The organism is Pseudomonas pudica (assembly GCF_015680405.1).
In the GTDB taxonomy this organism is placed as follows: Bacteria; Pseudomonadota; Gammaproteobacteria; order Pseudomonadales; family Pseudomonadaceae; genus Aquipseudomonas; species Aquipseudomonas pudica.
The window spans coordinates 37460-63233 of sequence record NZ_JADLJS010000006.1 but is presented as its reverse complement, the minus strand read 5'-3'; the positions used below and the strand labels follow the sequence as shown (position 1 = coordinate 63233).

Below are 25774 nucleotides of genomic sequence, written 5' to 3'. Positions count from 1 at the left end.
GTCAGTCTAGTTTTTGCGGCCGTAGGCCTGGCTCGCAATGTGCGGCTTTATGTCGCTGCGGGCAAAAGCCGACATTGTACATGCCTGCGCCCGGCAATTCATGACAAAACCGACAGTTTGGTGTTGCCTTCTTCGCAGGCGCGCCCGCTCTCACAGGGTTTCGCATGCCCCTGTGGGAGCGGGCGCGCCCGCGAAGAAGGCAACGCGGTCAGTCTGCTGTGACCAGCTTGGCCTGCCCAAGGTTCGCAAGGCGGATGCTGTCCTGCGCTTGCTGGATCTCGCCCTGGCTGTTGATCGGCCCCAGGCGCACGCGGTGAAGGGTCTGCTGGTTGCGCACGATCGAGCTGATGAACACTGGCGCGCTGACCATGCTGCTGAGCTTGGAGCGCAGCAGTTCGGCGGCGTCCGGGTTGGCGAAGGCGCCTACCTGCAGGAAGCTGCCGCCACTGCCGGCCGGCACGTTGTTGCCAGCCACCTGCACCGGCACCACCGGCGCCGCATGCTGCTGGGGCGGCGGGGTCCATTGCTCGACGCGCCCGGTACTGGCCGGGATTGCCTGGGTCTGGGCTACCTGCGGCTCTTTCAGCACCATCGGTGGCGTCTGGCCACGCTGGGCCCACCATTGCTGCGGGTCGATGCCTTCGACGCGCACATGCGCGGTACCGATCTCGGCATAACCGAGCTTTTTCGCCGCGGCATAGGACAGGTCGATGATGCGGTCCGAATAGAACGGCCCACGGTCGTTCACCCGCAGGATCACGCTGCGGCCGTTGGCCAGGTTGGTCACCCGCACGTAGGCCGGCAGCGGCAGGGTCTTGTGCGCCGCGCTCATGCCGTACAGGTCATACAGCTCGCCGTTGGCGGTGTTCTGGCCGTGGAACTTCGTGCCGTACCACGACGCGGTACCCTCGGCGCGATAGTTGCGCGAGTCCTGCATCGGATAGTAGGTCTTGCCCAGCACCGTGTACGGGTTGGCCTTGTAGTTGCCGGTGTGCACGGTTGGCGTGGCGTCGGGAATCTTGTTCACATCCACATCCCACCACGGCGCGCCGTCCTTGTGCGCCCGGTTGATATCCAGACCGGGCTGGGTGCGCACCACGTTGCCACTGCTTTGCTGGGACGGGCGGTTGGACGAACAGCTGGCCAGCACCACGCCAACGGCGAGGCAGGTGAGCAGCTTGAAAGAGTTGCCAGAGAAGATTGCGCGCATTACTTGACGCCCCGTGCTTGAACCAGCTGTTCCGATAGCTGATGCACCGCCATGGCATACATCACGCTGCGGTTGTAGCGAGTGATCGCGTAGAAGTTCTTCAGGCCCATCCAGTACTCGGGGCCATTGTCGCCCTCGAGACGGAAGGCGGTAACCGGCAGATCATCGCGCAGCGAATCATGAACCGACCAGCCAAGCGTGCGCAACTCCCCAACGGTTTTTACCGGCTCGATGCCGGTAGTCAGGCCTTCGTCGGCGCGCCCACCGTCCACCCAGGCGCGGCTGACCACACCTTCGCCGGCCACCCAGCCGTGGCGCTTGAAGTAGCTGGCCACGCTGCCGATGGCATCGTCCGGGTTGTTCCAGATATTGATGTGGCCGTCGCCGTCGAAATCCACCGCGAAGTTGCGGAAGCTGCTCGGCATGAACTGCGGCAGACCCATGGCGCCAGCGTAGGAACCCTTGAGCGTCAGCGGGTCGAGCTGTTCCTCACGGGCCAGCAGCAGGAATTCGCGCAGCTCCTTGCGGAAGAATTCGGCCCGTGGCGGGTAATCGAAGCCCAGGGTCGACAAGGCATCGATCACCCGGTAGTTGCCGGTGTTGCGGCCAAAGAAGGTTTCCACACCGATGATGGCGACGATGTACTGCGCCGGCACGCCGTATTCCTGCTCGGCACGGGCCAGCACCGCCTCGTGCTGGCGCCAGAAGTCCACACCGCGGGCGATGCGCGCGTCGGTGATGAACATCGGCCGGTAGTCCTTCCACGGCTTTACCCGTTCGGCCGGGCGCGAAATGGCGTCGAGGATCGACTGTTTGCGCTGCACCTCAGCGAACACACCCATCAGCTGCTCAGGGGCAAAGCCATGGTCGCGGCTCATTTCGCCAACGAACTGGGCAACCTGGGGCGAGCCTTGATAATCGCCGGCATGGGCCAGCTGTACAGCGCCGAACAGGCCCACCGCGCCGATCCACGGCGCACAACGGGCAGCCCAGTTACGCACTGCTTGCATGAAATTCTTCACCTTATTCAAACCTGAGCGATCCATTTGCGGTGCGTGTGGATCGACATCAGAACGCCAAACGCTGACAGCAGCGTCACCAACGAAGTTCCGCCATAGCTGATGAAGGGCAGCGGCACGCCCACCACGGGCAGAAGGCCGCTGACCATACCGATATTGACGAACACGTATACAAAGAAGGTCATGGTCAGGCTGCCCGCCAGCAGCTTGCCGAACAGGGTCTGCGCCTGGGCGGTGATCATCAGGCCGCGGCCGATCAGCAGCAGGTAGACGATCAGCAGCAGGCAGATGCCGACCAGGCCGAATTCCTCGCCGAGCACGGCGATGATGAAGTCGGTGTGGCTTTCCGGCAGGAAGTCCAGGTGCGACTGGGTGCCGAGCAGCCAGCCCTTGCCGAACACGCCACCCGAGCCAATGGCCGCCTTCGACTGGATGATGTTCCAGCCAGTGCCCAACGGGTCGCTTTCCGGGTCGAGGAAGGTCAGTACCCGCTGCTTCTGGTAGTCGTGCATCACGAAGAACCACATCGCCACCGCCACGGGCACCGCAGCCGCCAGTACGCTGAGGATCCAGCGCCAGCGCAGGCCGCCCATGAACAGCACGAAAGCCCCGGAGGCGAGGATCAGCAGCGCCGTGCCCAGGTCGGGCTGGCGCACGATCAGGATGAACGGCACACCGATCAGCACCAGGCTGATCGCCACATGCTTCAGATGCGGCGGCAAGGTCCGCTTGGACAGGTACCAAGCGATGGTCGCTGGCATGATGATCTTCATGAACTCCGAGGGCTGGAAGCGGATCACCCCGGGGATGTTGATCCAGCGCGTGGCGCCCATGGCGTTGTGCCCCATCACGTCCACCACCACCAGCAACAGCACACCGGCCAGGTAGGCCAGCGGCACCCAACGGGCCATGAAGCGCGGCTCCAGCTGGGCGATGATGAACATCGACACCAGGCCGATGCCGAACGAGGTAGCCTGCTTGAGCAGCAGGTCCCAGTTTTTGCCACTGGCCGAGTACAGGACAAACAGGCTGCCGGCCGCAAGGGTCAACAGAATGATCAGCAAAGGGCCGTCGATGTGGATGCGCTGCAGAAAGCTGGCGCGCCGACGCATCACATCCTCGCTGGAGAGCATGCGATCGAAATTGTTCATCACAGGGCTGATTCCTGGGTAACGGTGGCAGGCGCGAACTCGGGCTTGAGCCGGCCGTTTTCGTCGAGCAGCCAGGCGTCCATCACCTGGCGTACCACCGGGGCGGCGACGCCCGAACCGGACTCACCGTTCTCGACCATCACCGAAACCACGATCTTCGGGTCCTCGGCGGGGGCGAAGGCGACGAACAGGGCGTGGTCGCGGTGGCGCTCCTGAAGCTTGTTGCGGTCGTACTTCTCACCCTGCTTGATCGCCACCACCTGGGCGGTACCGCTCTTGCCGGCAATGCGATACTGCGAGCCGATGGCCGCCTTGCGTGCGGTACCGCGGGCGTTGTGCATCACCTGCTCCATGCCATGGGTGACCTTGGCCCAGTCGGACTTGTCGCGCAGCACGATGTTTTCCATGGGGTTGTCGTCCACCGGCGGCTGGCCTTCGATGGTCTTGGCCAGGTGCGGACGGTTCCACACGCCCTTGTTGGCGATCAGCGCAGTGGCCTGGGCCAATTGCAGCGGCGTGGCCTGCATGTAACCCTGGCCGATGCCGAGGATCAGGGTTTCGCCGGGGAACCAGGCCTGGCGGCGGGTGGCGCGCTTCCATTCGCGCGACGGCATCAGCCCGGCGGATTCCTCGAACATGTCGAGGGAAACCCGCTGGCCGATGCCGAACTTGTTCATGTAGCTGGACAGCCGATCGATGCCCATCTTGTGGGCAAGGTCGTAGAAGTAGGTATCGTTGGAGCGCATGATCGCGGTATCCAGGTCGACCCAGCCATCGCCCGAGCGGTTCCAGTTACGGTATTTGTGGTCGTAGTTGGGCAGCTGGTAGTAGCCCGGGTCGAACACCCGGCTACCGGCATTGACCACGCCGCTGTCCAGGCCGGCGATTGCCACCGCCGGCTTGATGGTCGAGCCTGGCGGATACAGGCCGCGCAGCACGCGGTTGAACAGCGGTCTGTCGATCGAATCGCGCAGTTCGGCATACGCCTTGAAGCCGATGCCGGTGACGAACAGGTTGGGGTCGAAGCTGGGTTGGCTGACCATCGCCAGCACCTCGCCGGTACGCGGATCGAGCGCCACCACCGCACCACGCCGGCCCCCCAGGGCAGCCTCGGCGGCCTCCTGCAGCTTGATGTCCAGGCTCAGCACGATGTCCTTGCCCGGTTTCGGGTCGGTGCGCTTGAGCACCCGCAGCACGCGGCCACGGGCGTTGGTCTCGACTTCCTCGTAGCCCACCTGGCCATGCAGGTCGGCTTCATAAAAGCGTTCGATGCCGGTCTTGCCGATGTGATGGGTACCGCTGTAGTTCACCGGGTCGAGGGTTTTCAGCTCTTTCTCGTTGATCCGCCCCACATACCCCACCGAATGGGCGAAGTGCGCGCCCTGCGGGTAATGGCGCACCAACTGGGCCACCACTTCCACGCCCGGCAGGCGGAACTGGTTCACTGCCACGCGAGCGATCTGCTCTTCGTTGAGCTCGAACAGGATCGGCACCGGCTCGAACGGCCGGCGCCCCTGGCGCATGCGCTTCTCGAACAAGGCGCGATCGTCGGGCGTCAGTTCCAGCACTTCGACGATGGTATCCAACACTTCCTGCCAGTTACCCGCACGCTCTCGGGTCATCGACAGGCTGAAGCTGGGCCGGTTGTCGGCGACGATCACGCCGTTGCGGTCGAAGATCAGCCCGCGGGTCGGCGGGATCGGCTGCACATGCACCCGGTTGTTCTCCGACAGCGTCGAGTGGTAGTCGTGCTGGATGACCTGCAGGTAGTACAGCCGCGCGATCAGCACACAAATGAGCAGCATGATCGCCACTGCGCCGACCACGACGCGGTTGCGCACCAGGCGGGCGTCTTTCTCGTGGTCCTTGAGACGGATCGGCTGCGACATCGGACTGCTTACAGGCTCATTTATGGTAAGGATGCCCGGACAACACGGTCCAGGCGCGGTAGATCTGCTCGCCGATGAGTATCCTTACCAATGGGTGCGGCAAGGTCAGCGGCGACAGCGACCAGCGTTGCTCGGCGCGCGCACAGACCTCGGGCGCCAGGCCTTCCGGGCCGCCCACCATCAAATTCACCGTGCGCGCATCCAGGCGCCAGCGGTCCAGCTCGGTCGCCAGCTGTTCGGTACTCCAGGGCTTGCCGTGGACCTCGAGGGTGACGATGCGTTCCCCTGGCTGAACCTTGCTCAGCATGGCCTCGCCCTCCTGACGGATCAGGCGGGCAACGTCGGCATTCTTGCCTCGGGTGTTCAGCGGGATTTCCACCAGCTCCAGCGACAGCTCGGCAGGCAGGCGCTTGGCATATTCATGCCAGCCTTCCTCGACCCACTTCGGCATGCGCGAGCCGACCGCGATCAGGCGCAGACGCACAGCGCTTTCCTTATTCCCGGTCCTTGAGCTTGTCGGAGTACTCGTGGGCATGGTCCGGGCTATGGTGCTTGCCATCGGCTGCACGGCTTTGCTCGGCACCCTGCCACAGGCGCTCCAGGTCGTAGAACTGGCGGGCAGCGGCGGTCATCATGTGCACGATGACATCGTTCAGGTCCAGCAGCACCCAGTCGCTGTCGCCTTTGCCTTCTTCACCCAGTGGCTGGGCACCCTTGGCCTTGACCGCTTCGCGGACCTTTTCCAGCATCGCGTTGATCTGGCGGTTGGAAGTACCGGTGGCAATGATCATGTAGTCGGTCAGGCTGTGCTTTTCTCGTACGTCGATGACCTGGATGTCCTGGGCCTTGACGTCTTCCAGCGCTGCCTTGGTCAGGGCGACCAGTTCTTCGCCGTGGATTTTCTGCTTGGTCATATAAAACTCGTTCAACTCGTTGGATGAGGCGCCAGAGGCACCGTCAGTTAGGTGCACGATACAGTTCGTGCGCCTCGATGTAGGCCAGTACGGCGTCCGGCACCAGGAACCTCACCGATTTGCCGCTGGCCAGCAGCTGTCGGATCTGTGTAGCCGACACCGCAAGCGGCGTCTGCCAGACGAACGAAATGTTTCCCGCCGGGCCGGACATGGCGGTGGGATCGCTCTCCGAGCGCGCAGCCAGCAGGTTACGCAGCTCGTCAGGGGGTTCTACGTCGGCATCCGGGCGTTGCAGCACCAGGATATGACAGTGTTGCAGCAATTCTTCCCAGCGGTGCCAGCCGGGCAGGCCACAGAAGGCATCCCAGCCCAGCACCAGGAACAGCTGGTCGTCGGTGGCCAGTTCGGCACGGATCGATTCCAGCGTGTCGATGGTGTACGACGGCTTGTCGCGCGCCAGCTCGCGGGCATCCACGCTCAGGCAAGGCACGCCCTGCACGGCGCTCTGCACCATGGCCAGGCGATCCTGCGCGGCCACCTGCGGGGTGTCGCGGTGTGGCGGCCGGGCGTTGGGCAGCAGGCGCAGCTCGTCCAGCCCCATGAACTCGGCCACTTCCAGCGCGCTGCGCAGGTGGCCGATGTGCACGGGGTCGAAGGTACCGCCAAGAATGCCGATGCGCCGGACTGCCTGGGCCTTGCTCAACTCAGCAGGACTCCTGGCCACGCAGCTGACCGTCGCCGATCACGACGTACTTCTCGCAGGTCAGGCCTTCCAGGCCGACTGGGCCACGGGCATGCAGCTTGTCGGTGGAAATGCCGATTTCCGCACCCAGGCCGTACTCGAAGCCGTCGGCGAAGCAGGTCGGGGTATTGAGCATGACCGACGCCGAATCGACTTCGGCCATGAACTGGCGGGCTTCACCCTGGTGTTCACTGATGATCGAATCGGTGTGGTGCGAGCCATAGTGGTTGATGTGCTCGATGGCCTGGTCCAGGCCGTCGACCACACGGATCGACAGGATCGCGTCCAGGTATTCGGTGTGCCAGTCGGCCTCGGTGGCCGGCTTGGCGTCGATGATCGCCCGGGTGCGCTCGCAGCCACGCAGTTCGACGCCCTTCTCCTGGAAGCGACGGGCCATTTCCGGCAGGAAGCGCTCGGCCACCTGCTTGTCGACCAGCAGCGTTTCCATGGCGCCACAGATGCCGTAGCGGTAGGTCTTGGCGTTGAACGCCACGCGCCAGGCCTTGTCCAGATCGGCGTGCTGGCTGACGTAGACGTGGCAGATACCGTCCAGGTGCTTGATCACTGGCACTCGGGCATCGCGACTGATGCGCTCGATCAGACCACGACCACCGCGAGGCACGATGACGTCGACGAATTCCGGCATGCTGATCAGCGCGCCCACGGCTTCGCGGTCGGTAGTCTCGACCACCTGCACCACGGCTGCCGGCAGGCCGGCGGTGGCCAGGCCACGCTGAATGCAGGTGGCGATGGCGCGGTTGGAGTGGATGGCTTCGGAGCCGCCACGCAGGATGGTCGCGTTACCCGACTTCAGGCACAGGCTGGCGGCATCGATGGTCACGTTCGGGCGCGATTCGTAGATGATCCCGATCACCCCCAGCGGCGTGCGCATCTTGCCGACCTGGATACCGGATGGGCGGTAGCTCATGTCGCGGATGGCACCGACTGGGTCCGGCAGGCTGGCCACCTGGCGCAGGCCGGTGATCATGCCGTCGATACGCGCCGGGGTCAGCGCCAGACGGTCGAGCAGCGCCGGTTCCAGGCCGTTGGCGCGGCCGGCGGCCAGGTCCAGCTCGTTGGCAGCGGTCAGCTCGGCACGAGCGGCATCCAGCGCATCGGCGGCAGCTTGCAGGGCGCGATTCTTCTGCGCGGTGCTGGCACGGCCGATCACCCGTGAAGCCTCACGGGCAGCGCGACCCAGGCGGGTCATATAGTCAAGAACGGACTCAGTCATGGGTTCGGTGTCTTGGCGAAGGGGAAATCGGCTGATTATAACTGGCGCGCAGGTGTACGCCCAGCGGCGGGTGGCGGATGGTAGAAAATGGCTGGGGGCATTGTGTAGGAAAGATGTAACCGGGCTTATCGAAATTTCTATCTCCTGTTGTGGCCCTTTCGCGGACAAACCCGCTCACACAGTGATTGCACAAGGGTTGGGACCTCCGAGGTATCTGTGGAAGCGGGTTTAACCGCGAAGAGGCCGGAACTGCCAACATCCCACTCGATTCAGCCTCGATTAAGCCATTCATTGCTATCATCCCAGCCTTCTCAACCACGAACCGCCCGCATGCCAGCCTTGCCCGACAGCTTTTTCGACCGTGATGCCCAGACCCTGGCCAAGGCCTTGCTGGGCAAAGTCATCCGCCATCGCCAAGGCGACCTGTGGCTGGCCGCGCGCATCATCGAAACCGAGGCCTACTACCTCACCGACAAAGGCAGCCACGCCTCGCTCGGCTACACCGAAAAGCGCAAGGCGCTGTTCCTCGATGGCGGCCACATCTATATGTATTACGCGCGCGGTGGCGACTCGCTGAACTTCAGCGCCCATGGGCCGGGCAACGCGGTGCTGATCAAGTCGGCCTATCCTTGGCAGGACGCCCGCTCGGGCCCTAACAGCCTGGCGCAGATGCAACTGAACAACCCCGATGCCAGCGGCAACCTCCGCCCGGCCGAGCGCCTGTGCGCCGGCCAGACCTTGCTGTGCCGGGCCCTGGGCCTGAAGGTGCCGCACTGGGACGCCCAGCGTTTCGACCCCGAGCGCCTGTACGTGGAGGATTGCGGCATCACCGTGCCGCGGGTGATCCAGGCCGCCCGCCTGGGCATCCCCCATGGCCGCGACGAGCACCTGCCCTACCGCTTCGTCGATGCCGAATACGCCCGTTTCTGCACGCGGAACCCGTTACGTCGCGGCCAAGTCGAAGGCCGGGACTTCTTCATTCTCGAACAAGGAAGCTGAACCATGGGCCAATGGCTCGACAGCCTGACCGGCTGGCTCAGCGCCAACCCGCAGTGGCTTGGCCTGGCGATTTTCCTGGTGGCCTGCATCGAGTGCCTGGCCATTGCCGGCATCATCGTGCCTGGCACCGTTCTGCTGTTTGCGGTCGCGGTACTGGCTGGCAGCGGCGCCTTCAGCCTGGGCGAAACGCTGCTGCTGGGCTTTCTCGGAGGCCTGGTAGGTGATGCCTTGTCGTACACGGTGGGCAAGTACTTCCACCAGAACATTCGCCGCCTGCCCCTGCTGCGCCACCATCCGGAATGGATCGGCAGCGCCGAGGCCTACTTTCAGCGCTACGGTATCGCCAGCCTGTTGGTAGGGCGTTTCATCGGGCCGTTGCGGCCAATGCTGCCGATGGTCGCCGGCATGTTCGACATGCCACTGCCGCGCTTCATCGCCGTCAGCCTGGTGGCCGGTGCCGGCTGGTCGGTGGCCTACCTGCTGCCCGGCTGGGCTACCGGCGCTGCCATGCGCCTGCCCTTGCCGGAGGGCTTCTGGCTGGATGCAGGGATCATCGCCGGCACCCTGGCAGTCATCATCGGGCTGAGCCTGAACACCAGCATTCGCGATCAACGCCACGGCACCCGGCTGATCGCCGGCATGAGTTTCCTGGCGTTGGCCGGAGTTTTCCTCGGCTGGCCCTACCTGCACGAATTCGACCAGGGTGTGATGACGCTGGTACAGGAGCACCGCAGCCAGGCCATCGATGGCACCGTGGTGCTGGTGACCCGGCTGGGCGATTTCCGCACCCAGTTGTTCCTCGGCGGCTTGCTGACGGGCCTTCTGCTGCTAGCGCGGCAGTGGCGGCATGCCATGTTCGCTGCGGGCGCGCTGATGGGTACGGCGTTTGCCAATGGCACGCTGAAGTGGCTGTTCGCCCGGGCTCGCCCGGAAGTGCTGAGTGACCCGCTGACCAGCTACAGCATGCCCAGCGGGCACAGTTCGGCGTCATTTGCGTTCTTTCTGGTGATGGCGGTGCTGGCCGGTCGCGGTCAACCGCCGCGGATGCGCCTGACCTGGGTGATGCTGGGCTGCATTCCGGCGCTGGCGATTGCCCTGTCACGAGTGTACCTGGGGGCGCACTGGCCGACCGACATCCTCGCCGGGGCCTTGCTGGCATGCTGTGTGTGTGCGCTCAGCCTCGCACTGGCGCAGCGTCACCAGACCCTCCCGGCCTTGCCGCTGCGAGTGTGGTGGCTGGTGTTGCCGGCATGTGTCGCATTGCTGGCGTTCTTTGCCATGCATGCGCTGCCGCAGGCTTTGCTGCGGTATCAATATTGATGTCGCCTGTACCGGCCTCTTCGCAGCACAAGGCTGCTCCTACGGGGATCTCGTCAGCCTGTAGGAGCAGCCTTGTGCCGCGAAGAGGTCGGCACTGCCAACACATCACTATCAGGCAAACAATTCACCCTGAATCCGCTCCAGCAGCTTCTGGATTTCCCCCAACCGCTCCTGCGGCGAGTCGAGGGTCAGCAGATCCAGCTTGTCCTCTTCCATGAACGGCAGCAGGTACGCCAACTGGTTGGCCAACGTCTGGCGCCCGTCCACAGGCCGCGGCATGTCCAAGGCTTCGACCATCGGGTGTTCACCCAGGGCCACCAGCAACGCCAGCAGGTCTTCGTCCGCCTCTAGCAACGGGCTGTCCGCCTGCTCCGGCAGCCATTGCACCTGCCCCACCAGCAACTGGTCCTTCTGCACCTCGGTGCTTTCCAGATTGAAGCGCCGCACACCTTCGACGCGGATACCCAGCAAGCCGTTATCCTGCTGCACGAAGTCACGGATCACCGCCTCGCAGCCGATCGAGGCAACCACCGGCGGCGCCTTGCCGACCTGCTCGCCTTCGAGGATGCACACCACTCCAAAACCTTCGCCCCGCTTCATGCAGCGCCCGATCATGTCCAGGTAGCGCGCCTCGAAAATCTGCAAATCGAGGAAACAACCGGGAAACAGCACGGTATTGAGGGGAAACAGCGGTAGCGTCATCACAAGTCCTCAAGCCACCAGGCTGACCGCAAGCGGCAGGAACACCGCCGTGGCCACCCCCATCAGGCTCATCGCCAGCGCGGCAAAGGCGCCGCATTCGTCACTTTCCTGCAGGGCCACCGAAGTGCCCACCGCGTGCGCGGTCACGCCCAGAGACATGCCGCGCGCCTCGGGGCTATGCACGCCAAAACGGCTCAGCAGCGCCGGGCCGAAAATTGCCCCGATCACCCCGGTAATCAGCACGAACACCGCCGCCAGGGCCGCCACGCCGCCAATCTGCTCGGCCACCAGCATGGCGATTGGCGAGGTCACAGACTTCGGTGCCATGGTCATCAGGATCATGTGCTCGGCACCGAACCACCAGCCCAGCAACAGGCAGCACAGCGTGGCGAACAGGCCTCCGATTACCAGCGTAGTAAATGTGGGCCAGAACAGCTGCCGGATACGCCGCAGGTTGAGGTAGAGCGGCACGGCCAGGGCCACGGTGGCAGGCCCCAGCAGGATATTCATGATTTCGGTGCTCTTGCGGTACTCGCTGTAGTCGATGCCACACACTAGCAACACGCCAATCACCAGCAGCATCGACACCAGTACCGGCTGCAGGAAGATCCAGCGGGTCTTCTCGTAGGCCGCCAGTACCAACTGGTAGGCCCCAAGCGTGATGCCGATGCCGAACAAGGGATGATGAACAACCGCATCCAGTGCGCCTTGCCAGTCGAACATCATGGCTGCTCCTCGCGCCGGCCTTGGCGGTGGATGAGCTTTTGCATCAACACGCCGACAAACACCAGGGTCACCAAGCAGGAGATCAGCAAGGCACCGGCAATGGCCCAGAAGTCGGCAGCGATATCCTTGGCATACACCATGACTCCCACCGCTGGTGGCACCAGCAACAGCGGCAGGTAGCGCAGCAGGCTGCTGGCGGCGTCGTTCAGCGGCTTGCCCACCTCACCACGGACCATGAGGAAGAACAACAGCAGCAACAGGCCGATGATCGGCCCCGGCAGAAACGGCACCAACAGGTGGTTGATTGCCGTTCCCAGCAGCTGGAACAGCACCAGCCAGGTCAAACCACGCAACAGCATAAGCATCTCCCTCGGGCATGACCGCCATTATAAGCACGTGGCCGCCATATACCGATATTCGTCGAAAAGCGCGCAACTTGACTGAAACGGTTCGCCGTGCTGATCTTGCACTTTCGTACCAACTGACAACCTGGAGAGTCCGCGATGCCCCATGTACCGGTTACAGAGCTTTCGCAGTACGTTGGTAGGGAACTGGGCCGCTCGGCCTGGCTGAAGATCGATCAGCAGCGCATCAACCTGTTTGCCGAAGCCACCGGCGACTTCCAGTTCATCCATGTTGACCCGGAAAAGGCGGCGAAAACCCCGTTTGGTAGCACGATCGCCCACGGTTTCCTGACGTTGTCGCTGATTCCCAAGTTGATCGAGGACATCCTGGTCTTGCCGGAAGGGCTGAAAATGGTGGTGAACTATGGACTGGACAGCGTGCGCTTCCTCCAGCCGGTCAAGGTAGACAGTCAGGTGCGACTGAAGGTGGATTTGGCCGAGGTGACGGAGAAGAGGCCGGGGCAATGGTTGCTCAAGGCGATTGCCACGCTGGAGATCGACGGTGAGGAGAAGCCTGCTTATATAGCTGAGTCGCTTTCGCTGTGTTTCGTCTGAACCATCCATGAACGGGCTGATGGCTTAATCGCCGGCAAGCCAGGTCCCACAGGATTTGCATAGGCCTCAACAATTGCGCGAACCCTGTGGGAGCTGGCTTGCCGGCGATTGGGCTGCACAGCAGCCCCCGATTCAATCCACAAAATCCCCGCACTCGCGTAAACTGCCAGCCTTCGTGCAGCCTAGGGCTGCCCCTGTCGATTTACCAAAGGTGCCCGCCATGCCCTGGCTGCAAGTACGCCTGGCCATCAGCCCGGAACAAGCCGAAACCTACGAAGATGCCCTGCTCGAAGTGGGTGCCGTCTCGGTCACGTTCATGGACGCCGAGGATCAACCGATCTTCGAGCCAGACCTCAACACCACCCCGCTGTGGTCGCATACCCACCTGCTGGCCCTGTTCGAGGCCGATGCCGACCCTGAGCAGGTATTCGCCCACCTGCGCCTGCTGACCGGCGCCGAGCTGCCCGAGCACCAGGCCGAGGTGATCGAGGACCAGGACTGGGAACGCAGCTGGATGGACAACTTCCAGCCGATGCGCTTCGGCCGTCGCCTGTGGATCGTGCCCAGCTGGCACGAGGCCCCGGAACAGGACGCGGTGAACCTGCTGCTCGACCCGGGCCTGGCGTTCGGCACCGGCACCCACCCGACCACCGCGCTATGCCTGGAATGGCTCGACGGCCAGCAGCTCGAAGGCACCCAGGTGCTGGACTTCGGCTGCGGCTCGGGCATTCTGGCCATCGCCGCGCTGCTGCTGGGCGCCCGTGAAGCAGTCGGTACCGACATCGACGTGCAGGCCATCGAGGCTTCGCGCGACAATGCCCAGCGCAACGGCATCGCCGATGAAAAGCTGGCGCTGTACCTGCCCGAGCACATGCCGGCCATGCAGGCCGATGTGCTGGTCGCCAACATTCTCGCCGGCCCGCTGGTGTCGCTGGCACCGCAACTGTCCGGCCTGGTCCGCCCAGGTGGCCTGCTGGCGCTGTCGGGCATCCTCGCCGAGCAGGGTGACGAAGTGGCTGCGGCCTATGCCGCCGACTTCGAGCTGGACCCGATCGTCGTGCGCGACGGCTGGGTGCGCATCAGTGGCCGCCGCCGTTAAGCGGGCCTAGAATACTTTTCTGCACAGCTCCCGGATTGCCGCATGACCGACAGTTTCGTCACCCAGTGCCCGCATTGCCAGACCAGCTTTCGCGTCACCCATCACCAGTTGAGCGTGGCCCGCGGCGTAGTGCGCTGCGGCCAATGCCTGCAGGTGTTCAACGCCGCCAAACAGTTGCTGGAGCAGAACCGCGCCAGCGGAACCAGCGCACCTGCGGTGCCGGCGCCGATACCTGCGGCCCCTGCGGAGCCGCCGGTCGAACCGGAGATCGCACCCGAGTCTGTCGCCAGCGAGCCCGGCTCTACCCCGGACGAGGACTGGGCGCTCACCAACCAGGCGCTGGACGCGCTCGACCTCGACATGGAACTGGAGCGCCTGGAGCGCCGCGGCCAACCGGCCACGGCTCGCCCGGCCAGCCAGGATGGCGGCCTGCAAGCCCGACGTGACGAACTGCACCCGGACGAACATGCCAACGACCTGTTCGGTACGGCTGACGAAGAACCGTTCGAACCGCAACCGGCGATCGATACCGCGCCCGTGCTACGGGACCCGGAACCCTTGGAGCTGGACCTGGAGCCAGCGCCGGGCGAGCGTACCGAGCCGACGTTAGGCGGCAACCTGGACCTGGACGTCGACGACGAGCCACCGGTACACCGTGCCGCCGAAATCGATGACCGCACCGAATTCAACGAACCACTGCGTGCCAGCGTTGATGAAGCCCCGGTACAGGGCCTGAGCGCCCGCGACGATGAGCCCCTGGAGCTGCACCTGTCGGCGCGCGATGACGAGCCTGTAGAGCCGCTGCCCGGCGAACGCCTGGAACCAGGCCTTGCCGGCAAAGCCGAGCGCCCGGCGCGCAAGGAGCCGCTGGTCGACGTGGTCGACGACCCGCTGCAACTGGGCTGGGAAAAGCCCGCGCCCAACTGGGGCAAGCGCCTGCTGTGGGGCTTCCTGACCCTGCTGGCCGCTGGCATGCTGGCGTTCCAGTACGTGTGGTTCCACTTCGAGGAAATGGCCCGCCAGGACCAGTACCGGCCACTCTTCCAGCAAATTTGCCCGTTGGTCGGTTGCCAAGTGCCGACCCGCGTCGATATCGCCCGAATCAAGAGCAGCAACCTGGTGGTACGCAGCCACCCGGACTTCAAGGGTGCACTGATCGTCGATGCGATCATCTACAACCGCGCGCCGTTCGCCCAGCCGTTCCCGTTGCTGGAACTGCGCTTCGCCGACCTCAATGGCCAGCTGATCGCCAGCCGGCGCTTCAAGCCCAGCGAGTACCTGTCCGGCGAACTGGCCGGGCGCGGCGAAATGCCCAGCCAGACTCCGATCCACATCGCCCTGGACATCCTCGACCCGGGGCCTAAGGCCGTCAATTACAGCCTGAGCTTCCGTTCGCCGGAATAGCCACCACCCTGTGGGAGCGGGCGCGCCCGCGAACACGGGCGAAGCCCGTGCCGTCCATCGCGCCGCCTGCTTCGCGGGCACGCCCGCTCCCAAAGGGGCCGCACAAGGTTCAGGGTCCTCGCCCATACCAAAAGTCATAAGCCGACAACTGTTCAGATTTTATCCAAATCCATCTTTATCCGGTCACCGAGAGCGGGTATCATGCCAACCCTTTTTCGAACTCCAAGATTCGGCCCCACAACAGGGATCACCTATGTCGGCGGTACGCATCGGCCCATACACACTACGCAACAACCTGATCCTCGCGCCCATGGCCGGGGTCACGGACCAGCCTTTCCGTACACTTTGCCAGCGCCTGGGCGCCGGCATGGTGGTGTCGGAAATGGTCTCCAGCGACATGAGCCTGTGGAACAGCCGCAAGTCGAGCCTGCGCCGCATCCATGAAGGTGATCCCGAGCCACGCTCGGTGCAGATCGCCGGTGGTGATGCGCAGATGATGGCAGCGGCGGCAAAGGCCAACGTCGAAGCAGGCGCCCAGATCATTGATATCAACATGGGCTGCCCGGCAAAAAAAGTCTGCAACAAAGCCGCAGGCTCTGCTTTATTGAGAGATGAAGCCTTGGTCAGCGAGATACTCCACGCCGTGGTCGGCGCCGTGGACGTCCCGGTGACCCTGAAGATCCGCACCGGCTGGGACCGGGCGAACAAGAACGGCCTGAACGTGGCGAGGATCGCCGAGCAGGCCGGCATCCAGGCGCTGGCGGTGCATGGCCGCACACGCGCCGACCTGTACACCGGCGAAGCCGAATACGACACCATCGCTGCCATCAAGCAGGCGGTGTCGATCCCGGTTTTTGCCAACGGCGATATCACCTCGCCAGAAAAGGCCCGGGCGGTGCTGGACGCCACCGGGGTAGATGGCCTGTTGATCGGCCGGGCCGCCCAGGGGCGGCCATGGATCTTTCGCGAGATCGAGCATTACCTGCGCACTGGCGAACACCTGCCAGCGCCGCAGCTGGACGAAGTGGAACGCATCCTGCTGGAGCACCTGGCCGCGCTGCATGCCTTCTATGGCGATGTGATGGGCGTACGTATCGCCCGCAAGCACGTTGGCTGGTACCTGGCAACACGACCCGGCGGCAAGGAGTTTCGCTCCCGGTTCAACGCTTTGGAAGACACACAAGCGCAGTGCGCCAACGTTCGCGCGTTTTTCAGCGAACGTCGACAGAGCCTTGAGACAGAGGACGGACAAGGGGTGGCCGCATGACGATGATGACCGAGACATTTGTGAGTGGAACAACGCCCGTGAGCGACAACGCCAACCTGAAACAGCACCTCAACACGCCGAGCGAAGAGGGCCAGACCCTTCGCGACAGCGTCGAGAAGGCGCTGCACAACTACTTCGCCCACCTGGAAGGCGCGACCGTGACGGACGTGTACAACCTGGTGCTCTCCGAAGTCGAGGCGCCCCTGCTCGAAAGCGTGATGAACTACGTGAAGGGCAACCAGACCAAGGCCAGCGAGATGCTCGGGCTGAACCGAGGCACCCTGCGCAAGAAGCTCAAGCAGTACGACTTGTTGTAAGCCAGAATCCCAACCAGAAAAGGCGGCTCCCTGAACAGAGGCGCCTTTTTTGCTGACTCCACCGCGTTATTGGAACCCGAAATGACCGACCAGACTACCCGCCTGCCAGTCCGCCGCGCCCTGATCAGCGTCTCCGACAAGACCGGTATCCTCGAATTTGCCCGTGAGTTGCAGCAGCTCGGTGTCGAGATCCTGTCCACCGGCGGCACCTACAAGCTGCTCAAGGACAACGGCGTCAACGCGGTGGAAGTGGCCGACTACACCGGCTTCGCCGAAATGATGGATGGCCGGGTCAAGACCCTGCACCCGAAGATCCACGGTGGCATCCTGGGCCGTCGCGGCACCGACGACGCCATCATGAACGAGCACGGCATCAAGCCGATCGACCTGGTAGCAGTCAACCTGTACCCCTTCGAAGCCACCATTTCCAAGCCTGGCTGTGATCTGCCAACCGCCATCGAGAACATCGACATCGGCGGCCCGACCATGGTCCGTTCGGCTGCCAAGAACCACAAGGACGTGGCCATCGTGGTCAACGCCAGCGACTACGCCGGCATCGTCGAAGGCCTCAAGGCCGGTGGCCTGACCTACGCCCAGCGCTTCGACCTGATGCTCAAGGCGTTCGAACACACCGCCGCATACGACGGCATGATCGCCAACTACATGGGCACCATCGACCAGGCCAAAGAAACCCTGAGCACTGAAGACCGCAGCGAATTCCCGCGCACCTTCAACAGCCAGTTCGTCAAGGCCCAGGAAATGCGCTACGGCGAGAACCCGCACCAGAGCGCGGCGTTCTACGTGGAAGCGAAGAAAGGCGAAGCCAGCGTTTCAACTGCCATCCAGCTGCAGGGCAAGGAGCTGTCGTTCAACAACGTGGCCGACACCGACGCCGCACTGGAGTGCGTGAAGAGCTTCGTCAAGCCGGCATGCGTCATCGTCAAGCACGCCAACCCGTGCGGCGTGGCTGTGGTACCTGAAGAGGAAGGCGGCATCCGCAAGGCCTACGACCTGGCCTATGCCACCGACACCGAGTCGGCGTTCGGCGGCATCATCGCCTTCAACCGCGAGCTGGACGGCGAAACCGCCAAGGCCATCGTCGACCGCCAGTTCGTCGAAGTGATCATCGCCCCGAAAATCTCCCAGGCTGCCCGCGACGTGGTTGCCGCCAAGCAGAACGTACGTCTGCTGGAATGCGGCGAGTGGCCAGCCGAGCGCGCTGCCGGCTGGGACTTCAAGCGCGTCAACGGCGGTTTGCTGGTGCAGAGCCGCGATATCGGCATGATCACCGCCGATGACCTGAAGATCGTCACCAAGCGTGCACCGACCGAGCAAGAGATCCACGACCTGGTGTTCGCCTGGAAAGTGGCCAAGTTCGTCAAGTCCAACGCCATTGTCTACGCCAAGCAGCGCCAGACCATCGGTGTCGGCGCCGGCCAGATGAGCCGCGTCAACTCCGCCCGTATCGCCGCGATCAAGGCCGAGCATGCCGGCCTGCAAGTGCAGGGCGCGGTCATGGCGTCGGACGCGTTCTTCCCGTTCCGTGACGGCATCGACAATGCGGCTAAAGTGGGTATCAGCGCCGTGATCCAGCCAGGTGGTTCGATGCGTGATGCCGAAGTCATCGCCGCTGCCGACGAGGCAGGTATCGCGATGGTCTTTACCGGTATGCGCCACTTCCGCCACTAATCAAGATGGCCGGCCGATCCTCGGCCCCTGTGGGAGCGGGTTCACCCGCGAATGCGATGTTGGATTCACCGCCGCATTTGCGGGTGAACCCGCTCCCACAAGGTACGAGGACTGCCGCCAAACAGAGGTTTTGACATGAAAGTTTTGATCATCGGCAGCGGCGGCCGTGAGCACGCCCTGGCCTGGAAAGTCGCCCAGGACCCGCGCGTCGAGAAAGTCTTCGTTGCCCCGGGCAACGCCGGCACTGCCATTGAAGCCAAGTGCGAGAACGTCGCCATCGACGTGTGCGCCCTGGAGCAACTGGCTGATTTCGCCGAGAAGAACGTCGACATGACCATCGTCGGCCCGGAAGCACCGCTGGTCATCGGCGTGGTCGACCTGTTCCGCAGCCGCGGCCTGGACTGCTTCGGTCCGACCAAGGGCGCGGCCCAGCTGGAAGGTTCCAAGGCATTCACCAAGGACTTCCTGGCGCGTCACAAGATCCCGACCGCCGACTACCAGAACTTCACCGAAATCGAGCCGGCGCTGGCCTACCTGCAGGAAAAAGGCGCGCCGATCGTGATCAAGGCCGACGGCCTGGCCGCGGGCAAGGGCGTGATCGTCGCCATGACCCTGGAAGAAGCCGAAGCCGCCGTGCGTGACATGCTGGCCGGCAACGCCTTCGGCGATGCGGGCTCCCGCGTGGTCATCGAGGAGTTCCTCGACGGCGAGGAAGCCAGCTTCATCGTCATGGTCGACGGCCAGAACGTGCTGCCCATGGCCACCAGCCAGGACCACAAGCGCGTCGGCGACCAGGACACCGGCCCGAACACCGGCGGCATGGGTGCCTACTCCCCCGCCCCGGTGGTCACTGCCGAAGTGCACCAGCGCGTGATGGACCAGGTGATCTGGCCGACCGTGCGCGGCATGGCCGAGGAAGGCAACGTCTACACCGGTTTCCTCTACGCAGGCCTGATGATCGACAAGGCGGGCAACCCCAAGGTCATCGAATTCAACTGCCGCTTCGGCGACCCTGAAACCCAGCCAGTCATGCTGCGCCTGGAGTCGAGCCTGGTGCTGCTGGTCGAGGCCGCATTCGCCAAGGCGCTGGACAAGGTCGAAGCACAATGGGACCCACGCCCGAGCCTGGGCGTGGTACTGGCTGCCGGCGGCTACCCGGGCGACTACGCCAAGGGTGACGTGATCAACGGCCTGGACGCTGCTGCGAAGATCGAAGGCAAGGTGTTCCATGCCGGTACCGCACTGAAGGATGGCAAGGTGACCACCAACGGTGGGCGCGTACTGTGTGCAACCGCCATGGGCAGCACGGTTGCCGACGCGCAGCAGCAGGCTTACCGCCTGGCCAAGGAAGTAAGTTGGAACGGCAGCTTCTACCGCACCGACATCGGCTACCGGGCCATCGCCCGCGAGCGCGGTGAGCACCAGCAATAAGTTGTACCGGCCTGCCGCAGTGCGCCTCAGCACCTTGCGCCTGCGGCATCCGGCTCGTCGACAGGGCCCCGAGAGGCCTTGCCTTCGACTTGGCGCGCCGCGCATAGTTAATACCCGGCACCTTGGCTAAGAAGGGATTTCGTAGTGCGTCGGCTTCGGATTGCCTCAGCTCTGATCGTCAGCTTGCTGACCTTGCTCTGCATGTTCCCGGCTGCGGCCGAACATGACGGAGGCTGGGCCGTTCTGCTCGACGAACAGGCCAACCTGCAACTGAGCGACGTGCGCTCCGAGCGTTACCGCAACCAGTTCAGCCCGCTTGTCCTCGCCGACCTGGATGCCGCCCCTGCGGAACAGGCCCTCTGGCTGCACTACCGCCTGGAGCCCGGCGAGCAGGAACAACTGCTGCGGGTTTTCGCCCCAGACCTTTCGGGCCTGGACCTCTACGCCCTCGAGGGCGACCAGCTTCTGCGTCAGCTGCACCATGGGCGCCAGGCCGGCAATGCCAGCCCGACCCTGCGTGGCAGCGACCATGTACTGCCCCTGCCCAACAGCAAGCAACCCCTGGATATCTACCTGCGCCTGGTTTCCGAGCATCAGCTGCGCCCGGCCATCAGTCTGGAGCCTGCGGCCGTGGCAGCCTCCGACCAACGCCAGCCGCTGCTGTTCGGTATGCTGTTCGGCGGCCTGGTGATGCTGATCATGCACAACCTGATCCGCTTCCTCTACAGCCGCTCCAACACCACCCTGATCCTGGCGCTGTACCACGGCCTGATGCTGCTCAGCGGCCTGATCCTGCTGAACCTGAGCGGCCCGTGGTGGCACGTGTGGCACAGCGCGCAGACGCCCGCCGCATATCTGACTCTCGTCCTGGCCGGCCTGGCCGGGCTGTGCTTCACCCAGCATTTCTTTTCGCCATGCAACTCGCCACGGCTCAACCGCCTGCTGCAGGGCGAGATGCTGGTGGTCGGGTTGAGCGGGTTGGTGCTGCTGTTCGTCGACACCCTGCCCCTCAACCTGATGACCTACGCCCTGATGGCCCTGGGCACCGTGAGCATGCTGCTGGTCAGCAGCTACCACTGGTACAAGGGCTATGCACCCGCACGCCTGTTCAGCCTGGCCATGGTGGTGTTCAACCTCGGTGGCCTGGTGCTGCTGCCGGCGCTGCTGGGCCTGACCCGTACTTCTACGCCCTGGTTGCTGTGCATCCTGCTGGGGCTGACGGTGGCCAGCGGCCTGCTGCTCAACCTGGCAGTCAGCGAACGCCTGCGGCGCATGAGCGAGGAGCGCTTCAGCGCCAGCCGCGCCCTGGCAGCCAGCGATGCCGAAATCAACGCCAAGGCCGAATTCCTGGCCAAGATCAGTCACGAAATCCGCACCCCGATGAACGGTGTGCTGGGCATGACAGAACTGCTGCTGGGGACGCCGCTGTCGGTCAAGCAGCGCGACTACGTACAGACCATTCACAGCGCCGGCAACGAGCTGCTCACGCTGATCAACGAGATTCTCGACATTTCCAAGCTCGAATCCCGGCAGATCGAACTCGATGATGTGCAGTTCGACCTCAACGCTCTGATCGAGGATTGCCTGAACATTTTCCGCGCCAAGGCCGAACAGCAGAACATCGAACTGATCAGCTTCACCCAGCCGCAAGTACCTCGGGTAATCAGCGGCGACCCGACGCGCCTTCGCCAGGCCTTGTCGAGCCTGCTGGAGAATGCCCTGAAAAATACCGATCAGGGCGAAATCCTGCTGGTGGTGGCGCTGGACCAGCGCGGCGAGGTACCGCGCCTGCGCATCGCCGTGCAGGACAGCGGCGAACCGTTGCCCGCCGCTGACCGCGAAGCCTTGCTGCAGGCCGAGTTGCACAGCCACCACTTCCTCTCCAGCAACAAGCTGGGCGGCCATCTGGGGCTGGTGATCGCCAAGCAGCTGATCGGCCTGATGCAGGGAGAGTTCGGCATCAAGAGCAGCACCGGCATGGGCAACACTCTCTGGCTGACGCTGCCGCTGGACCCTTCGCGCCTCGAACAGCCACCGGCCGACCTCGAAGGCCCGCTGCGTGATGCTCGGGTACTGGTGGTGGATGACAACGACACCTGCCGCAAGGTGCTGGTACAGCAGTGCAGTGCCTGGGGCATGAACGTCAGCGCGGTCCCGTCGGGCAAGGAAGCCCTGGCCCTGCTGCGCACCAAGGCCCACCTGCGCGACTACTTCGATGCCGTACTGCTGGACCAGAACATGCCAGGCATGACCGGCATGCAGCTGGCCGCCAAGATCAAGGAAGACCCGAGCCTGAACCACGACATCCTGGTAGTGATGCTCACCGGCATCAGCAACGCGCCGAGCAAGGTCATTGCGCGCAACGCCGGGGTCAAGCGGATCCTTGCCAAGCCGGTGGCGGGCTACACGCTGAAAACCACTCTGGCCGAAGAGCTGGCCCAGCGCGGCCGCGAACAAGCCGTGCCAGCCAGTTTGCCCGGCATCCCCCAGGCACTGGACCTGCCCGGCGACTTCCGCGTGCTGGTCGCCGAGGACAACAGCATCTCGACCAAGGTAATTCGCGGCATGCTCGGCAAGCTCAACCTCGAGCCAGACACCGCCAGCAATGGCGAAGAGGCCTTGCAGGCGATGAAGGCGCAGCGCTATGACCTGGTGCTGATGGACTGCGAAATGCCGATACTGGACGGTTTCTCGGCCACCCAGCAGCTGCGCGCCTGGGAAGCCGCCAACCAGCGCCAGCGCACCCCGGTAGTGGCGCTGACCGCTCACATACTTGCCGAACACAAGGAGCGTGCACGCCTGGCGGGCATGGACGGGCACATGGCCAAACCGGTGGAATTGTCGCAGTTGCGAGAGCTGATCCAGTACTGGGCCAATCACCGGGAAGCCAAGGTGGATCCGGTGCATAGTTCCTGATCTGAGGCCGGCAAGGCTATCAACAGAATCTGCTGATAAACTCTGCCCAGCCATAACTGCCTGGACTAGCCCCATGCTCCATGAGTTGTTCAGTGTCTACCTGAAAATGCTCGTGCTCTACAGCCCGTTCTTCGTGCTGTCGTGCTTCATCAGCCTGACCCGCGGCCATTCCAGCAAAGAGCGCAAGCAGCTGGCATGGAAGGTCGCCATCGCCGCGCTCATCGCCAGTGTCCTGTTGTACCTGTTCGGGCGAGCGATCTTCGGCATTTTCGGTATCACTGCCGACGCCTTCCGCATCGGCGCCGGCAGCGTGCTGTTCATCTCGGCACTGGGCATGGCCCAAGGCAAGTCCGCGGTACAAGCCGACAACGTGCAGCAGGATGTGACCATCGTGCCGCTGACCATCCCGCTGACCGTCGGCCCGGGCACCATCGGTGCTCTATTGGTAATGGGTGTCGGCCAACCGCACTGGGACGACAAACTGCTGGCCATCATCAGCATCGCCCTGGCCAGTTTCACCGTAGGCCTGGTGCTATACCTGTCACACCGTATCGAGCGCATCCTCGGCGACCAAGGCCTGCAGATCGTCAGCCGCCTGATGGGGTTGTTCGTCTGCGCCCTGGCTGCACAGATCATCTTCACAGGCATCAAAGGCTACCTCGCGCCCTAGATGTCGAAATCCAGTATGCGCTGCAAGGAAACCTGCACGACGCGGTCCTGCACCTTGGGCAAATAACTGTGCTCGAACGCCAGGAGGTTGAAGCGTACCAACTCCGCACGCACGTTCCGGTGGCTGCGCTTGTGGCTGATAAAGCCCGCACTGTACGCCGAGCGTGTGTCCGTTTCATGGTAGAGCACCATATCCACCCGGTTGGCTCCGGCGGGCGCACAGGGCAACAACTGGAAATGCTGCCGTTCGTAGGCACGCCGCTCCAGCTCCCGCAAAGGCGTCGGGTTGGCCAACAGTTTGTGCATGGAAATACCGATTACCGAAGCAAAGTGCTCACCAGCGGTTGCGGCAATGGTTTCCAGCACCTGATCAGCTTGCCTGGCACGCTGCTCGTCTGGCCAATGCACCTGCTCGGCAGAAACGGCGTCCCAGCCCATGTACTTGAGCTGGTTGCGGTAGTAGGCAAACCAGTCCTCGATCAGCCCTTCCCTATACGCTGCCTCGGTGGAACGCTCGGCCATCGCCAGGGCCAGTTTCACCTTGTCTCTGTGCCTCGCAGAAATTCCCGGCAGGAAGGAAACGATCCCTGCGCCGATCACGGCAGATGTGGACTCATTCATGATCGGCTCCTGTTGACGGCGCGTAGGGGTCGAACCGGTATTCCCCTTGGGCATCCTTGGTTTTCATCAATGCCTGCAATTCATCCCGCTGGTGTTGGAAGCGCCCATTGTCGAGCACCAAAGAAATCCCGTTGAACTCGGCCTCGCCTTTGAGCAAGTGCTCGCCCAGCAACATCTCCTGCGAGATGCTGGCGATCGGCTTGTCGAAATGCAGGGTAATACTGCAAAGGTCCAGCGCCGGCCCCGGCTTGAGGAGGCCGAGCTCGATCACCAATTGTGCTCCCTGCGTGCTGAACTTCAGCTGGTGGCGAAAACCTTCGATCGATCGCCCCAGGCCACTCTTTACTGCCGCCAGCACAGCCTCATGGCGGATCGAGCGCATCTTCAGCCACGCTTCGAGTGGCTGGATCTGCGCGCTGCGCACGGGCTGACCCAACTGTTTCAGGTCATGCGTGCTGGCCAGCTTGATCCAGCCTAGCTGCCGGTATGCCTCGCGATAGGCGTCATACCAGGCTTCGTAGTGCTCAAAGCGTGACCCCGCATTCCTGTTGGCCACCAGCTGGGCGTAAAGGATGGAGTCGAAGGCGGCCTGAAGTTGAATCTGACCAGTGTCCACGCGATACAGTAATGCCGTTCCGCCAATCAACATCAGTTGTTCAGCTGTTCTGTCCATTGCGTTGCCTCGTCACAAAGAGTCGAACAAGGCGGCGTCGCAACAACGCCGCCCTATCGTCAGATGTCGTACTGGAGAACGTTCTCGACGCTGCGCACACCGAGCTTGTTTTCGACGGTTTCACGGACTTTGTCGTAGACGAAGTTGTTGAGCGTGAGCACTGCCGTACCTGCGTAGTAATGTGTCTTCTCCAGTTTCCACTGCATGCCCAGCGCGTCGTCGTCCAGTGTCGGGGCAGACGCCTGGATGCAGCTCACTACCATGACCACATCGTTGTTTTCGGTTTCGATGCAGGCTGCCATGCCGACCAATCCCCGGGCTTTGTTCTTGCGCTTGTGGTCGAGCACCTTGGCGCTGTCTTCGACGGTAGTCATCTTGTCGAAGGCCCTCCTCGCCACCTCACCCAGCTGCGTCCCGCCCAACATCGCATTACCGATCACACCGATCGCCCGGGTAGCGACAGCGCCTACGGTGACGGACAGCTCAGCCGAAGTTTCCAGTTCGAAACTGCGCCGTGGGACAGTGAAGCCGAGATCACGCATGACATCGACGAATTTGTCGTACCACTGCCTGCTCTGCTTTTCGGTGTCCAAGTCCTTGTCGGCCACCAGCGTGGCAAAGTGGAAGGCATTCTTCACATCGCGGCGGTTTTGCGCAGACATGCCCGCGCCGCAGGCCAGCAGGTTGCCTTCGACCAGAATGGCAGAATCGTTGATGGTGGTGCCTTGTGTTGCTTCGGACATTTGGAAACTCCTTGATGGTTGCCCCATGAGTCAGGGGCAGCCACCTTAGCCAGCACGGGCGATACGCAACGCGCTGAAGA

Annotated in this window: 25 protein-coding genes; 11 read left to right on the top strand and 14 right to left on the bottom strand. The window is 63.4% G+C overall.

Annotation, left to right across the window (positions count from 1 at the left end; genetic code table 11):
• Window positions 1–208 precede the first annotated feature (208 nt).
• The 8 genes from IRZ77_RS06685 to IRZ77_RS06650 are packed head-to-tail and all read right to left on the bottom strand — an operon-like array spanning window position 209 to window position 8159.
• Entirely contained in the window at window positions 209–1210 is a 1002-nt protein-coding gene (locus IRZ77_RS06685) for a septal ring lytic transglycosylase RlpA family protein (RefSeq protein WP_046613225.1), read from the bottom strand.
• Window positions 1210–2220: a lytic murein transglycosylase B gene (mltB, locus tag IRZ77_RS06680; protein WP_039613594.1), complete on the bottom strand. Its 1011-nt coding sequence runs from the start codon at window positions 2218–2220 to the stop codon at window positions 1210–1212. Before mltB ends, IRZ77_RS06685 begins: the two co-directional genes overlap by 1 nt.
• A 17-nt stretch (window positions 2221–2237) precedes the next feature.
• Window positions 2238–3341, bottom strand: coding sequence for a rod shape-determining protein RodA (gene rodA, locus IRZ77_RS06675; RefSeq protein WP_046613723.1), 1104 nt, complete (start codon window positions 3339–3341; stop codon window positions 2238–2240).
• Between the two features lie 38 nt (window positions 3342–3379).
• Window positions 3380–5269, bottom strand: a complete 1890-nt coding sequence (mrdA, locus tag IRZ77_RS06670; protein ID WP_015271942.1) for a penicillin-binding protein 2 — start codon at window positions 5267–5269, stop codon at window positions 3380–3382.
• A 16-nt stretch (window positions 5270–5285) separates the two neighbouring features.
• Window positions 5286–5753 (bottom strand): 23S rRNA (pseudouridine(1915)-N(3))-methyltransferase RlmH, encoded by a 468-nt coding sequence (rlmH, locus tag IRZ77_RS06665; protein ID WP_003249722.1) that lies wholly within the window; start codon window positions 5751–5753, stop codon window positions 5286–5288.
• A gap of 10 nt (window positions 5754–5763) precedes the next feature.
• Window positions 5764–6183, bottom strand: coding sequence for a ribosome silencing factor (gene rsfS / locus IRZ77_RS06660; RefSeq protein ID WP_013974359.1), 420 nt, complete (start codon window positions 6181–6183; stop codon window positions 5764–5766).
• 43 nt (window positions 6184–6226) lie between these two features.
• Window positions 6227–6886, bottom strand: coding sequence for a nicotinate-nucleotide adenylyltransferase (gene nadD / locus IRZ77_RS06655; RefSeq protein ID WP_046613227.1), 660 nt, complete (start codon window positions 6884–6886; stop codon window positions 6227–6229).
• A gap of 1 nt (window position 6887) precedes the next feature.
• Window positions 6888–8159 (bottom strand): glutamate-5-semialdehyde dehydrogenase, encoded by a 1272-nt coding sequence (locus IRZ77_RS06650; RefSeq protein ID WP_085599653.1) that lies wholly within the window; start codon window positions 8157–8159, stop codon window positions 6888–6890.
• A gap of 330 nt (window positions 8160–8489) precedes the next feature.
• Between IRZ77_RS06650 and IRZ77_RS06645 the strand changes: the two genes are divergently transcribed.
• Both IRZ77_RS06645 and IRZ77_RS06640 read left to right on the top strand, forming a co-directional pair.
• Complete coding sequence (locus IRZ77_RS06645) at window positions 8490–9158, top strand: DNA-3-methyladenine glycosylase (RefSeq protein WP_046613229.1); 669 nt, start codon at window positions 8490–8492, stop codon at window positions 9156–9158.
• Between the two features lie 3 nt (window positions 9159–9161).
• Complete coding sequence (locus tag IRZ77_RS06640; RefSeq protein ID WP_085599657.1) at window positions 9162–10478, top strand: bifunctional DedA family/phosphatase PAP2 family protein; 1317 nt, start codon at window positions 9162–9164, stop codon at window positions 10476–10478.
• 111 nt (window positions 10479–10589) lie between these two features.
• Here IRZ77_RS06640 and IRZ77_RS06635 read toward each other — a convergent pair whose 3' ends face one another.
• The 3 genes from IRZ77_RS06635 to IRZ77_RS06625 are packed head-to-tail and all read right to left on the bottom strand — an operon-like array spanning window position 10590 to window position 12265.
• Window positions 10590–11180, bottom strand: a complete 591-nt coding sequence (locus tag IRZ77_RS06635) for an LON peptidase substrate-binding domain-containing protein (RefSeq protein WP_039613550.1) — start codon at window positions 11178–11180, stop codon at window positions 10590–10592.
• A 9-nt stretch (window positions 11181–11189) separates the two neighbouring features.
• Window positions 11190–11906 carry an LrgB family protein gene (locus IRZ77_RS06630; RefSeq protein WP_046613231.1) on the bottom strand — a complete coding sequence of 239 codons (717 nt, stop codon included), beginning with the start codon at window positions 11904–11906 and terminating at the stop codon, window positions 11190–11192.
• Window positions 11903–12265, bottom strand: coding sequence for a CidA/LrgA family protein (locus tag IRZ77_RS06625; RefSeq protein WP_196173154.1), 363 nt, complete (start codon window positions 12263–12265; stop codon window positions 11903–11905). The genes IRZ77_RS06630 and IRZ77_RS06625 overlap by 4 nt, the downstream gene beginning before the upstream one ends.
• A 144-nt stretch (window positions 12266–12409) precedes the next feature.
• Between IRZ77_RS06625 and IRZ77_RS06620 the strand changes: the two genes are divergently transcribed.
• The 9 genes from IRZ77_RS06620 to IRZ77_RS06580 all read left to right on the top strand — a co-directional run bounded on the left by IRZ77_RS06620 (window position 12410) and on the right by IRZ77_RS06580 (window position 23658).
• Complete coding sequence (locus tag IRZ77_RS06620) at window positions 12410–12865, top strand: MaoC family dehydratase (RefSeq protein ID WP_196173152.1); 456 nt, start codon at window positions 12410–12412, stop codon at window positions 12863–12865.
• Between the two features lie 220 nt (window positions 12866–13085).
• Entirely contained in the window at window positions 13086–13964 is an 879-nt protein-coding gene (prmA, locus tag IRZ77_RS06615; RefSeq protein ID WP_085599661.1) for a 50S ribosomal protein L11 methyltransferase, read from the top strand.
• 42 nt (window positions 13965–14006) lie between these two features.
• Window positions 14007–15368, top strand: a complete 1362-nt coding sequence (locus tag IRZ77_RS06610) for a DUF3426 domain-containing protein (protein WP_196173150.1) — start codon at window positions 14007–14009, stop codon at window positions 15366–15368.
• A gap of 253 nt (window positions 15369–15621) precedes the next feature.
• A complete protein-coding gene (dusB, locus tag IRZ77_RS06605) occupies window positions 15622–16635 on the top strand; it encodes a tRNA dihydrouridine synthase DusB (RefSeq protein ID WP_046613238.1) in 1014 nt (337 codons plus the stop codon).
• Window positions 16632–16952, top strand: coding sequence for a DNA-binding transcriptional regulator Fis (fis, locus tag IRZ77_RS06600; RefSeq protein WP_012274390.1), 321 nt, complete (start codon window positions 16632–16634; stop codon window positions 16950–16952). Before dusB ends, fis begins: the two co-directional genes overlap by 4 nt.
• 81 nt (window positions 16953–17033) lie before the next feature.
• Complete coding sequence (gene purH / locus IRZ77_RS06595) at window positions 17034–18641, top strand: bifunctional phosphoribosylaminoimidazolecarboxamide formyltransferase/IMP cyclohydrolase (RefSeq protein WP_046613240.1); 1608 nt, start codon at window positions 17034–17036, stop codon at window positions 18639–18641.
• A 135-nt stretch (window positions 18642–18776) separates the two neighbouring features.
• The gene (gene purD / locus IRZ77_RS06590) at window positions 18777–20072 is read left to right on the top strand and encodes a phosphoribosylamine--glycine ligase (protein ID WP_046613241.1); all 1296 of its coding nucleotides are present in this window, start codon (window positions 18777–18779) and stop codon (window positions 20070–20072) included.
• Window positions 20073–20216: 144 nt separating this feature from the next.
• Window positions 20217–22988: a hybrid sensor histidine kinase/response regulator gene (locus tag IRZ77_RS06585; protein WP_085599667.1), complete on the top strand. Its 2772-nt coding sequence runs from the start codon at window positions 20217–20219 to the stop codon at window positions 22986–22988.
• Between the two features lie 73 nt (window positions 22989–23061).
• Window positions 23062–23658, top strand: a complete 597-nt coding sequence (locus tag IRZ77_RS06580) for a MarC family protein (protein ID WP_085599669.1) — start codon at window positions 23062–23064, stop codon at window positions 23656–23658.
• On the opposite strand, the gene IRZ77_RS06575 is transcribed toward IRZ77_RS06580, so the two are convergent.
• From IRZ77_RS06575 to IRZ77_RS06565, 3 genes are read right to left on the bottom strand one after another with little or no spacing between them, the layout of a single operon-like run.
• Window positions 23655–24278, bottom strand: a complete 624-nt coding sequence (locus IRZ77_RS06575; protein ID WP_196173148.1) for a hypothetical protein — start codon at window positions 24276–24278, stop codon at window positions 23655–23657. The two genes, IRZ77_RS06580 and IRZ77_RS06575, sit on opposite strands and share 4 nt — an antisense overlap.
• Complete coding sequence (locus IRZ77_RS06570) at window positions 24271–24951, bottom strand: hypothetical protein (protein WP_230385037.1); 681 nt, start codon at window positions 24949–24951, stop codon at window positions 24271–24273. Before IRZ77_RS06570 ends, IRZ77_RS06575 begins: the two co-directional genes overlap by 8 nt.
• Before the next feature lie 59 nt (window positions 24952–25010).
• Window positions 25011–25694 carry a hypothetical protein gene (locus tag IRZ77_RS06565; RefSeq protein WP_135002014.1) on the bottom strand — a complete coding sequence of 228 codons (684 nt, stop codon included), beginning with the start codon at window positions 25692–25694 and terminating at the stop codon, window positions 25011–25013.
• Window positions 25695–25774 lie beyond the last annotated feature (80 nt).

Excerpts from the sequence above, each read along its gene's own strand:
- IRZ77_RS06650 (WP_085599653.1), bottom strand. The coding sequence starts at position 8,159 with ATGACTGAGTCCGTTCTTGACTATATGACCCGCCTGGGTCGCGCTGCC.
- IRZ77_RS06570 (WP_230385037.1), bottom strand. The coding sequence starts at position 24,951 with ATGGACAGAACAGCTGAACAACTGATGTTGATTGGCGGAACGGCATTA.
- purD (WP_046613241.1), top strand. The coding sequence starts at position 18,777 with ATGAAAGTTTTGATCATCGGCAGCGGCGGCCGTGAGCACGCCCTGGCC.
- IRZ77_RS06685 (WP_046613225.1), bottom strand. The coding sequence starts at position 1,210 with ATGCGCGCAATCTTCTCTGGCAACTCTTTCAAGCTGCTCACCTGCCTC.
- IRZ77_RS06575 (WP_196173148.1), bottom strand. The coding sequence starts at position 24,278 with ATGAATGAGTCCACATCTGCCGTGATCGGCGCAGGGATCGTTTCCTTC.
- fis (WP_012274390.1), top strand. The coding sequence starts at position 16,632 with ATGACGATGATGACCGAGACATTTGTGAGTGGAACAACGCCCGTGAGC.
- IRZ77_RS06620 (WP_196173152.1), top strand. The coding sequence starts at position 12,410 with ATGCCCCATGTACCGGTTACAGAGCTTTCGCAGTACGTTGGTAGGGAA.
- IRZ77_RS06565 (WP_135002014.1), bottom strand. The coding sequence starts at position 25,694 with ATGTCCGAAGCAACACAAGGCACCACCATCAACGATTCTGCCATTCTG.
- mltB (WP_039613594.1), bottom strand. The coding sequence starts at position 2,220 with ATGCAAGCAGTGCGTAACTGGGCTGCCCGTTGTGCGCCGTGGATCGGC.
- mrdA (WP_015271942.1), bottom strand. The coding sequence starts at position 5,269 with ATGTCGCAGCCGATCCGTCTCAAGGACCACGAGAAAGACGCCCGCCTG.
- dusB (WP_046613238.1), top strand. The coding sequence starts at position 15,622 with ATGTCGGCGGTACGCATCGGCCCATACACACTACGCAACAACCTGATC.
- IRZ77_RS06625 (WP_196173154.1), bottom strand. The coding sequence starts at position 12,265 with ATGCTGTTGCGTGGTTTGACCTGGCTGGTGCTGTTCCAGCTGCTGGGA.
- IRZ77_RS06635 (WP_039613550.1), bottom strand. The coding sequence starts at position 11,180 with ATGACGCTACCGCTGTTTCCCCTCAATACCGTGCTGTTTCCCGGTTGT.
- purH (WP_046613240.1), top strand. The coding sequence starts at position 17,034 with ATGACCGACCAGACTACCCGCCTGCCAGTCCGCCGCGCCCTGATCAGC.
- rsfS (WP_013974359.1), bottom strand. The coding sequence starts at position 6,183 with ATGACCAAGCAGAAAATCCACGGCGAAGAACTGGTCGCCCTGACCAAG.
- rodA (WP_046613723.1), bottom strand. The coding sequence starts at position 3,341 with ATGCGTCGGCGCGCCAGCTTTCTGCAGCGCATCCACATCGACGGCCCT.
- IRZ77_RS06645 (WP_046613229.1), top strand. The coding sequence starts at position 8,490 with ATGCCAGCCTTGCCCGACAGCTTTTTCGACCGTGATGCCCAGACCCTG.
- IRZ77_RS06640 (WP_085599657.1), top strand. The coding sequence starts at position 9,162 with ATGGGCCAATGGCTCGACAGCCTGACCGGCTGGCTCAGCGCCAACCCG.
- IRZ77_RS06580 (WP_085599669.1), top strand. The coding sequence starts at position 23,062 with ATGCTCCATGAGTTGTTCAGTGTCTACCTGAAAATGCTCGTGCTCTAC.
- IRZ77_RS06630 (WP_046613231.1), bottom strand. The coding sequence starts at position 11,906 with ATGATGTTCGACTGGCAAGGCGCACTGGATGCGGTTGTTCATCATCCC.
- prmA (WP_085599661.1), top strand. The coding sequence starts at position 13,086 with ATGCCCTGGCTGCAAGTACGCCTGGCCATCAGCCCGGAACAAGCCGAA.
- IRZ77_RS06610 (WP_196173150.1), top strand. The coding sequence starts at position 14,007 with ATGACCGACAGTTTCGTCACCCAGTGCCCGCATTGCCAGACCAGCTTT.